The sequence below is a fragment of the Acidimicrobiales bacterium genome, from assembly GCA_036270875.1.
Classification (GTDB): domain Bacteria; phylum Actinomycetota; class Acidimicrobiia; order Acidimicrobiales; family AC-9; genus AC-9.
Window position 1 is genome coordinate 1 of sequence record DATBBR010000111.1, and the last position, 9,975, is coordinate 9,975.

The following is a 9,975-nucleotide window of genomic DNA, read 5'->3' on the forward strand; positions in this document are numbered from 1 at the left end:
GCCTGCGCCATCTCCACGCCGACGGCGCCACCGCCGAGCACCAGGAGCCGGTCAGGCACGCGTTTGGCCGAGGTGACGTCTCGGTTGTCCCACGTTCGGATGTCGCGCAGCCCCTCGATGGGCGGGATGACCGGAATGGACCCGGTGGCCAGGATCACCGCCCTGGTCGCCGACAACGTGCGTCGGGAGCCGTCGCGACCTTCGACCTCGACCCGCCGTTCGCCGGCCAGCCGGCCCCGGCCCCGGACCAGGGTGGCCCCCACTCCGTCGAGCCACCGGACCTGGCCCATGTCGTCCCAGCCCGCGGTCATCCAGTCCCGGCGGGCCAGCGCCGCCGGGACGTCGAGGTCCCCGGTGGCGGCAGCGGCGGCTCCCGGCACGCGCCGGGCGGCGGCGAGGACCTGGCCTGGACGCAGGAGGGTCTTGCTGGGCATGCATGCCCAGTACGAGCACTCACCACCAACGAGCTCGCGCTCGACGATCGCCACGCTGAGGCCGGCGTCGCTGCACCGACCCACCGCGTGCTCCCCAGCCGGCCCTGCACCCACCACGATCACGTCGTATTCGTCCGCCATGTCCATATCTCCTCAGCGCCAGCCCCAAGCGGGTTCACCCAGCGTCGAGATGCTGTGCCCGCCCGGCGCCACGCACCCGATGGATCGCGTCCCTGATCCTGTTGCGCAGCCCGCTCGGCGCCAGCCCGCTCGGCGCCAGCTCACGGTGCCGGACCGGGCGAATGGTCGCCCGCCTCCGCACACGGTCGATGTCTCCGGCCAGGCGCTCCCGGCGTTGGGGAGACATGCGGTATCGGATCGTCGGGATGACGTGCTCGACCTCGAACCCGATCTGCTCGCGGCGCAGATCGCGGAGCTCGGTGATCAGGCCATCGAATCGGCGACCGGCGCTGCGGCGGATGTCTCGCGGGCTGACTCCGGCGCTGATGTCGTCCAGCTCGCCCACCAGCCGTCGGTGCCGGCACGAGTGGCGAGCGAGCTGCTCGGCCAGATCGGCTCGACCCATGTCTCCGAGCAGTGTGCGGGCGATCTGCTCGTTGGCTGCGTCCTGCATCGACAGATGATCCACCAACTCCTTGCCGACCACCCCACGTCGGACTTCGTCGAGTGCGCAACCGGATGAGAAGAACTCGTCGAACAGGCGACCTATCTCAGAGTCCTCGTGCTGCAGGAGGTCGATGACGTCTCCGCTGCTCGTGGGGCTGGAGCTCTTCACGTCATCCTCCCCTCGACGACTTTGGGGCCGACCAACTCGGCTGACCCGTGCTCTCGACCTACCCGTGCCCGATGGCGCGCAATCCGCCTGCGCCCTGCTGATCATATTGTCGGGCTGAACGGCGACGGTGGATCCCCTCCGGTACTGTCGCGCGCCGTGGATGGCGACGACGCGCGAGTTGTGAGCCGGTGACCAGGGCCGTCGCACGTTCCTCCGAGCCCAGCCGCCCGAGGTCGACACCGCAGAAGCGGGCGCTTTCGGCCGCGCTCGAGGAGGCCGATGGGTTCCTGAGCGCCCAGGACCTCCACGCCGAGCTGCGGGCGCGCGGCCAGCGGGTCGGGCTCACGACGGTGTACAACCAGCTGCGGGCGCTGGCCGACGCCGGCCAACTGGACAGCCTCCGGGCCGAGGACGGCGAGGCGCTCTACCGGCGCTGCGGCAGCGAGGAGCACCACCACCACCTGGTGTGCCGGACATGCGGCCGCACGGTGGAGGTCGGCGAGCGGTCAGTGGAGCGGTGGGCGGCACGGGTCGCCGCCGCCGAGGGCTTCGTTGACGTCGCCCACACGGTCGAGGTCGTGGGGACCTGTCCGGAGTGCGCGCGACAGCTCCTCGAGCCCTGAGCGAGGCAGTGGCATACACTGCGGAGGGCGGGTGCTTGGTGGTTCGGGAGGTAGGTCGGTGATTGGGCGCGCCGTGCGGCGACTCGGGGGGGCTGGCGTTGCCGCGTCCGTTGCCCTGATCGCGGGCGCCGCCGCATGTGGAGGCGGCAGCTCGGTCAGCTCGAGCCCGGCGGGCGTCGTCACGGCGCTCTTCTCCGACATCCAGGCCAACAACTGCGACGCCTCCTACGCCCAGCTGTCGAGCCGACTGCAGGGCCAGCTCCAGGGGAAGGCGGGGGTGTGCCCCTTGGTCACCCAGCTCTCGCGACGCTATCGGGACAACAAGATCCACGTCGACTCGGTCGTGACCCACGGCAACCAGGCCGACGTGCGGGCCACGAGGACCCGCCCCAGCGGGTCGTCGGTGTCGACCACCGTGAGCGCGGTGGTGTCGAACAAGGCCTGGAAGGTCGACAGTCTGGTGTGACACGCCTGTCGACACGAGCACGCCGACATCCGATCCAGCGCCGCCACCCTGACGGCCTTGCACGGTCGGGTCCAGGGGCGCAGTATCTGCTGATGAGCGACCTCGGCGCCTCTCCCGGCGGAGCCGGGGGCGACAGCGGCGGCGGCGCCCGCTCTCCGGTGACGGGGGCGCAGGAGGACCCCACTGCGCGCCACCACCGGCAGCTCATCGAGCTGCTCAACGAGCTCCGGGTGGGCCTTCCCGGGGTCCAGGTCCTGCTCGCCTTCCTGCTGACCCTTCCCTTCACACAGCACTTCTCGAGCCTCGACGCCATCCAGCGCGACATCTACTTTCTCGCCGTCCTCACCACCGCATTGGCGACGACCTTCCTGATCGCGCCGTCCTCATACCACCGGCTCCGTTGGCGCCAGCACGACAAGGCGCGCATGCTGGAGACGTCCAATCGCCTGGCCATCATTGGCATCAGCTTCCTGGCCCTCAGCATCTCCGCCGTCATTTATCTGATCACCAGCGTGGTCTACAGCAGCGGCGTCGGCGCCGGCGTGGCCGGCGCCTTCGCCGGCGTGGTGACGTGGCTGTGGTTCGGGCTACCGCTGTCCCGCCGGCTACAGGACTGACTGGGCGCGCGACCGATAGCAGCGAGCCGTAGCCGGTCACGGCCGGGTGCCCATCTGGCGCTGACCGCGAAACAACTCCCCAGTAGCAGGCTGACGAGGCAGGACAACGGTCCTCGGGCGCAGAATCGAGGGCCCGTGCGAGGCATGCTCTTGCTGACGCCGGGGGGGCGCTTCGGTCACGGGGTCCCCTGGCGCCGGTGAGCGACAGCCTCTACGACTGGGCCCGGCAGAGCGGGGCGCACTCGGTGACTGACGCTGCTCGACCCGGATCAGCCCAGCTCATCGATGGAATCCGGCCCGGACCGGCCGAGATCGTCGAGCGGGCCACCGATTCTCGGTCCAGCCTCGTGCGGGCCGCAGCCCGACTCGCCGTGGCTGCCGACGCCAGGTCGCTTCCCATCGAGCGCCGGCTGCGCCACGTGATTGCCCGCCGGACCGCCGCCCGCCTGACCTCGGCGCCGGGAGCGGGCGCATCGCCGCACTCGATCCTCCGCAAGGGGCTGCTCAGCTACTCGGCCGCCCTGACGGCGATCGGCGCCAGCGTCGCCGTCGGCGTCATGCCCCACCCCGCCTCCCTGCGCCTGGCGAGCGGCCGGGATGTCCGGCATTCCGCGACCACCGCTCCGTCACCGTCGGCGTTGGGAGGTCCTCCCCTCACGGCACCGGCACCAGCACCGACGACGACAATCCCGGCCCCCGCTCCCCCGCCGACGCTCGCCACCACGACCACCACCGCTCGCAAGTGGCCTGCGCCGTCCGCGGCGGCGACCAGCGCCAGCGGCTCGGCGCTGCCATTGCCGCTCCAGTACCTGAAGAACGGCTCGGTCGACAATGGCGTCGACTACTCCGCCCCCGGCGGCACACCGCTCTACGCCATGGGCCCCGGCACCATCATCCAGGAGGGCATCGGCGGCTTCGGACCGAACGCCCCCGTACTGCGGATCACCTCGGGTGCGCTGGCGGGCAGGACCGTCTACTACGGCCATTCGGGGGCAGACCTCGTCCACGTCGGGGACCAGGTGGTCGCCGGCCAGCAGATCTCCATCGTGGGCTACGGCATCGTGGGCATCTCGAGTGGCCCGCACCTGGAGATCGGGTTCTGGCCGGTCGGCGGCTCGGGCGGCGGTCGGCCCATGCTCACCTACATCAACTCGGTGGTCGGTCACTCGACCGGGGGCTGACCGCGGGGCGCCGACCGGACCGCTGGGGCGCCGTGGCCTAGTCTCTGGGTGTCGGGCCAAGGAGGTCGGAGCATGTCCACGGAGGACGAGGTGCGCTCGGGCACCATCGACGAGCTGGCGGAGACCGTCGGGGCGGCCGAGCAGCACGACGCCATCCACGTGGTGCGGTCCGCGCCCGAGGTGTGCTTCACCTGGGACTACGACCGGTCCCGGCCCCAGCTGGCCAAGCTGTACGAGAAGGCCAAGACGTCGATGTGGAACGTCTCGACCGATATCGACTGGGACATCGACGTCGACCCGGCGAAGATCGCCCGGGACCCGACGAACCCCCTGATGACGACGCTCAACATCGACCGTGCCGGCACGGTTTTCGAGCGTCTGTCCGAGGAGGAGTGGTACGACATCGGAGCGGCCCAGCAGGCTTGGACGCTGTCGCAGTTCATGCACGGTGAGCAGGGCGCGCTGATCTGCACGGCGCAGATCGTGGAGACGGTCCCCTGGATCGACGCCAAGTACTACGCCGCGACTCAGGTCATGGACGAGGCCCGCCACGTCGAGGTGTACGGCAAGTACCTGAAGGAGAAGCTCGGCCTCGAGTTCCCCATCAACCTCCACCTGCGGAGCCTGCTCGACGACGTCGCGGGCGACCCCCGCTGGGACATGACCTACCTGGGGATGCAGATCATGATCGAGGGGCTGGCCCTGGCCGCCTTCGGGTTCCAGTACACCTACTCGATCGACCCCCTCCTCAAGCAGATCACCCGCTATGTGATGGCCGACGAGGCGCGCCACGTGGCCTTCGGCGTGCTCTCGCTGAAGGAGGCCTACGCCGAGCTGGGTGCGGCCGAGATCCGCGAGCGCCAGGAGTTCTGCTACGAGGCGGCTGTCCGCATGAGAGACCGCTTCCTCGGCCAGGAGGTGTGGGAGTCGGTCGGCCTCCCGGTGAGGGAGTGCTGCCAGGTCATGCTCGACTCGCCGGTGCAGCGCGAGTTTCGCAAGGTCTTGTTCTCGAAGATCGTTCCCAACCTCAAGAAGCTGGGCCTGCTCGACGCCGGCGAGGGCTGGCTGCGACGCCGCTTCGGCGAGCTCGGCGTGCTCGAATACGAGGAGTGGGAGGACACCGGGGCGGAGTACGACCGGATGCAGCTGGAGGCCAGCGGGGCCTGAGACTCGGGCGGGCGGAGGTCCAGGTGGGTCGGACGGGCGCTGGCGCCAGCCGCGCCGCCCGAGAGGTGGCCACCAGCTGACACGCCGCCGTGCCGATTCACCCCGCAGGATGACACCGACCTTGTCCGAGCCCTTCGACCGTCGCACGTTCATCGCCCGGAGTGTCAGGACCGGTGGCGGCCTCGCGCTCCTGGGCAGCGCGTCCGCCGCCCTCGCCGCGTGTGGCCTCGGACCCCAATCCAGCTCGGCCAGCAGCGCCGGCGTCTCCCAGGGCACGCCACGGCGGGGCGGCACGCTCAGCTTTGCGACCGAGACCGATATCGAGGGATTCGACCCCACCCGGGAGCTCTGGGGCGTCGCCAGCCTGCTGAGCGCGCGCGCGGTCTACGACAACCTTGCCGCAGTGGATGCGAGCGGGGCTGTCAGGCCCTATCTCGCGCAGTCGATCACGGCCAACGCCGACTACACCAGGTGGGCAATCACGGTCCGGCGGGACGTGGCCTTCCATGACGGCAGCCCGCTGACGGCGACGGCTGTGAAGACCAACCTCGATGCTCTCCGCACCGCCCCGCTGATCGCTCCCACTCTCGCCACGATCGGTGCGGTCGATGTGGTCGACCCCCTGACAGTCGTGGTGTCGATGCGCTCCCCGTGGGCCCCTTTTCCCTTCCACCTGACCGGCCAGGCCGGCGTCGTCGTGGAGCCCAGGACCCTCCTCGCGGGCGACGCCGATCACAGACCGGTGGGGACGGGGCCGTTCGTGTTCGAACGCTGGGCGCCCGGCGACGTCTTCACGGCCACCCGCAACTCCGGCTATTGGCGGCAGGGACTGCCGTACCTCGACAAGATCCAGTACGAGCCCATCATCGACCAACAGTCGCGGGAGGACCGCTTCACGTCCGGACAAGTCGACATGATGCACAGCTCCGACACACAGAACATCTCCAACCTCCGAGGCGACCCCAGCTGGGTCACGATCGACGACGCACACGCCAGCACGGAGCCCGACATGGACTTCGTGCTGCTCAACACCGCGGTGCCGCCGACCGACGACGGCCGGGTGCGCCTGGCGTTGGCCCACGCCATCGACAAGCAGCGGATCATCAACAACGTTCGCAACGGCATCCCCCCCAAGTCTTTCGGCCCCTTCGCGAGGGGGACTGCGTACCACTCGTCCACGGGTTACGCCTGGTTCGACCTCGACAAGGCCAAGGCCCTGGTCGCCCAGTACCAGCAAGACAAGGGCCCGGTCTCCGTGCAGCTGGTCACGGAGAGCTCCTCGAAGGGCAGACAGCTCGGTCGGCTGATCCGCGGCATGTGGGAGAAGGCCGGCGTGCAGTGTCAGGTCGTCCAGGTCGACCGCGCCCAGCTCGTTCCCCGCGCCCTTCAGGGCAGTTTTCAGGCCTGCACCTGGCGCCAGTTCGCCGCGGCCGACCCCGACCTCAACTACACCTCGTGGACTGCCGAGACAGCCGCGCCGGTCGGCCAGCCAGGTCTCAACTTCGCCCGCAACCGGAGCCCGCAGGTCCAGCAGGCCCTCGATGCGGGCCGGTCCAGCGGCGACGCCAGGGTCAGGACCGCCGCCTATCGAGCCCTGGCCCGGACCTTCGCGGCCGAGCTGCCGTACCTGTGGACGAACCGCGCCATCTGGATGGTCGCCGCCCAGCGCCAGGTCCAGAACTTCGCCGGCGCGACCCTCCCGGCGGGCGGCAAGGCCCAACCCATGAGCCGGGGAGTGATCAGCCCAAGTGAGATCTGGCTGAACCGCTGACGTCGGGCGCGGCTGCGCCCGGCTGGGCGGTCTGTGGGCTCAGGTCGGCGCCGGCTCCCGCTCGAGCGCCACGGCAGCCTCGCCGGTGTCATCTGGCTTGCGCATGCTGGGTGCCGCGTCGCTGTCCTTGATGGCCAGCGCACCAACCGCTCCGATCAACGCGATCACTGCGGCGGTGGCGAAGGCCAAGTGGTAGGCCGTCAGGTTGGGAACGACCGCGGCGCCGTCGCGCTTGACGAGGCCGACGGTCGCCAGGATGGTGCTGAGCACGGCCACGCCGACCGCACCACCGAGCTGCCGATTGGCGTTGAACAGCGTGGACGCCCGTCCGGTCGAGGAGCTACTGATGGTCGCGAAGGCGGCGGCCTGCGACGGTACGAACACGTGTGCCATGGCGTAGCCCAGCACGAACATGAGCACCCGCATCTCCCAGAGGCTGTACGCACCCGCGCCGATCAACGACATGAGTGCGATCAAGAGGGCGACGCCGGCGAGCCCCGAGGCGATGATCCGGCGCGGCCCGATCCTCGGGTAGAGGCGGGTGGCGACTTGCGCACCGAGCATGACCCCGAGGGCCTCCGGGAAGGTGCTGAGCCCCGACAACAGGGGGGAGGCGCCGAGCCCGTCCTGGAAGAAGAGAGCGACGACGAACAAGGTGCCGAGGAAGGCAGCCACGGCCACGAAGAACACCGCCGTCGTGGTGCGAAACAGCCGGTCAACGAACAGACGGAGATCGACCATCGGTTCCCTGCGTCCAAGCTCGACAACCACCATGGCAGCGAGCAGCGCCGCCCCGGCCAGGCCGGTGCCGACGATCAAGGCGGTGCCCCAACCTCTGAACGGACCCTCGCTCACCGAGTACATGACCGACGCCAGCCCCGCTCCCGACAGGACGAAGCCAGCCAGGTCGAACCGCCCGGGCTCCGCCTCACGATGCTCGTCCAGAGCGAGGAGCCCAAACGCCAGCGCGAACAGCCCGATGGGCACGTTCACGAAGAAAACCCACCGCCAGGACAGCTCGGTTACCAGGAACCCGCCGACGACAGGTCCGAGGGCGGGCGCCAAGGCCGTGGGGGTCACGAGGATGCGCGACGCCCGAATCCGCTCGTGGGGCGCAAACGTCCGGTACAGCATGGCCATGCCCACTGGGGTCAGCATCCCGCCTCCGGCGCCTTGCAGAATGCGAAACAGCACGAGCTGGCTCAGGCTCTGGGCGAAACCGCACAGCACGGACGCGCCAGTGAAGATGACGATGGCAGTCAACATGACCCGCTTGGTCCCGAAGCGGTCGCCGAGCCACCCCGAGGCCGGAATGAAGACGGCGAGGCTGACGAGGAAGGCGACCACGACCGCCTCGACGCCCGCCGGCCGCACGTGGAACTCTCTGCCCAGCGTCGGCAAGGCCACGTTCACGATCGTGATGTCCATGATGGCCATGAACAGGGCCGACACGTAGACAACACTCACGCTGATCTTCGGGTTCATCCGGAGACGCGCCACGACCCAGAGAACCCTACTTGGGCCGTTGCGTAATCCCCAACGGACATGGCGCCGCCGTGAAGGCGACGATAGGCGAGCCGGCGGTAGGTTTGGAGGGTGGGGAAGGCAACGACATCGGACGACGGGGCGGGGGTTGTAGTCGACGCTGCCGGCCGTGAGCTGACCATCACCCACCCCGACAGGGTGTTCTTCGCCGAGCGAGGCGACACCAAGCTCGACCTCGTCCGCTACTACCAGGCGGTCTCAGGACCCCTGCTGGCGGCGATCGGTGGCCGCCCGGTGCTCCTCCAGCGCTTTCCGAACGGCGCTGGGGGATCGTCGTTCTTCCAGAAGCGGGTCCCCGAGAACCGGCCCGAGTGGCTCGAGACGAGCGTCGTCTCCACCCCGAACGGCACCACGTCGGTGGCACTGGTGGCCGCCGACCTGGCTCACGTGCTGTGGGCGGTGAACATGGCCTGCCTCGGGTTCCACGTCTGGCCAACGAAGGCAGCCGATCCCGAGCACGCCGACGAGCTGCGCCTGGACCTGGATCCCAGTCCCGGAGTCACCTTTCCGATGCTCCAGGAGGCTGCCCACGAGGTCGCCGCCCTGCTCGACGAGGTGGGTGTGGTGGGCCTGCCAAAGACCACAGGCAACCGGGGCATCCACGTCTACGTGCGCCTCCAGCCCCGCTGGAGCTCCTACGAGGCCCGCTCCGCCGCCGTAGCGGTCGCCCGGGAGCTCGAGCGCCGGCGACCCGAGCTGATCACGGCCGCCTGGTGGAAGGAGGAGCGAGGCCGGCGGGTGTTCATCGACTTCAACCAGAATGCCCCCCACAAGACGATCTTCGGCGCCTGGTCGGTACGGGCCCGGCCGGGCGCCCAGGTGTCGACGCCGTTCGGCTGGGATGAGCTCGACGGGATCGTGCCGGACGAGCTGACGATCGCCACCGTGCCACCCCGGTTAGCCGAGCGGGGTGATCCGTGGGCCGACATGGCCTCCCACCCGCAGTCCCTGGAGCCTTTGCTCGTGCTGCACGAGCGAGACCGGGCGGCGGGGATCCCTGATGCGCCGTGGCCACCCGTGTACCCGAAGATGCCGGGCGAGCCGCCACGGGTCGCGCCCAGCCGAGCCCGCAAACGGTCTCCGGAAGGTTGACCCCCCCGGAGGGTGACCTCCCGGAGTGTGACCTCCCGGAGGGCGGCCCTCCGTTGTTCCTCTGTTCCACCTTACGTCGAAAGCGTCAGAGCTTTTCGACGTAAGGTGGAACACCGAGGTTGCCGAGCATCACCCGCTCCGGCGCGATGGATGCTCGACGGCGGAGGGCGCGGAAGGCGTCGTCAGTGCGCCTGGGAGCTCTGACCTGAGCCGCCACCGCTCTGGCCGTCCTGGGGTGGCGACAGCGGGCTCAGCTTCCAGTTGGCCTCGATGAACTTCAAGG

Annotated in this window: 10 protein-coding genes; 7 read left to right on the forward strand and 3 right to left on the reverse strand. The window is 69.6% G+C overall.

Annotated elements, in window-relative coordinates; translation table 11 throughout:
• Both VH112_11760 and VH112_11765 read right to left on the reverse strand, forming a co-directional pair.
• A partial coding sequence (locus tag VH112_11760; GenBank protein ID HEX4540910.1) for an FAD-dependent oxidoreductase occupies positions 1-575 on the reverse strand: 575 nt, incomplete at its 3' end.
• A 34-nt stretch (positions 576-609) separates the two neighbouring features.
• Complete coding sequence (locus VH112_11765; GenBank protein ID HEX4540911.1) at positions 610-1,230, reverse strand: hypothetical protein; 621 nt, start codon at positions 1,228-1,230, stop codon at positions 610-612.
• 188 nt (positions 1,231-1,418) lie between these two features.
• On the opposite strand from VH112_11765, the gene VH112_11770 reads away from it, so the two are divergent.
• The 6 genes from VH112_11770 (at position 1,419) to VH112_11795 (ending at position 7,055) form a co-directional block, all read left to right on the forward strand.
• Entirely contained in the window at positions 1,419-1,853 is a 435-nt protein-coding gene (locus VH112_11770; protein ID HEX4540912.1) for a Fur family transcriptional regulator, read from the forward strand.
• A gap of 58 nt (positions 1,854-1,911) precedes the next feature.
• Positions 1,912-2,319 carry a hypothetical protein gene (locus VH112_11775; protein ID HEX4540913.1) on the forward strand — a complete coding sequence of 136 codons (408 nt, stop codon included), beginning with the start codon at positions 1,912-1,914 and terminating at the stop codon, positions 2,317-2,319.
• A 92-nt stretch (positions 2,320-2,411) separates the two neighbouring features.
• The gene (locus VH112_11780; protein ID HEX4540914.1) at positions 2,412-2,936 is read left to right on the forward strand and encodes a DUF6328 family protein; all 525 of its coding nucleotides are present in this window, start codon (positions 2,412-2,414) and stop codon (positions 2,934-2,936) included.
• Positions 2,937-3,133: 197 nt separating this feature from the next.
• Positions 3,134-4,117, forward strand: coding sequence for a M23 family metallopeptidase (locus VH112_11785; protein HEX4540915.1), 984 nt, complete (start codon positions 3,134-3,136; stop codon positions 4,115-4,117).
• 72 nt (positions 4,118-4,189) lie between these two features.
• Entirely contained in the window at positions 4,190-5,284 is a 1,095-nt protein-coding gene (locus VH112_11790) for a ferritin-like domain-containing protein (GenBank protein HEX4540916.1), read from the forward strand.
• 121 nt (positions 5,285-5,405) lie between these two features.
• Positions 5,406-7,055: an ABC transporter substrate-binding protein gene (locus VH112_11795; GenBank protein HEX4540917.1), complete on the forward strand. Its 1,650-nt coding sequence runs from the start codon at positions 5,406-5,408 to the stop codon at positions 7,053-7,055.
• Positions 7,056-7,094: 39 nt separating this feature from the next.
• Here the strand turns inward: VH112_11795 and VH112_11800 are convergent, their stop codons facing one another.
• Positions 7,095-8,555 (reverse strand): MDR family MFS transporter, encoded by a 1,461-nt coding sequence (locus tag VH112_11800; GenBank protein HEX4540918.1) that lies wholly within the window; start codon positions 8,553-8,555, stop codon positions 7,095-7,097.
• A 96-nt stretch (positions 8,556-8,651) separates the two neighbouring features.
• Between VH112_11800 and ligD the strand changes: the two genes are divergently transcribed.
• Positions 8,652-9,692, forward strand: a complete 1,041-nt coding sequence (gene ligD, locus VH112_11805; protein HEX4540919.1) for a non-homologous end-joining DNA ligase — start codon at positions 8,652-8,654, stop codon at positions 9,690-9,692.
• Positions 9,693-9,975 lie beyond the last annotated feature (283 nt).

Coding starts and splice junctions, on each gene's coding strand:
- VH112_11780 (HEX4540914.1), top strand. CDS start 2,412: ATGAGCGACCTCGGCGCCTCTCCCGGCGGAGCCGGGGGCGACAGCGGC.
- VH112_11790 (HEX4540916.1), top strand. CDS start 4,190: ATGTCCACGGAGGACGAGGTGCGCTCGGGCACCATCGACGAGCTGGCG.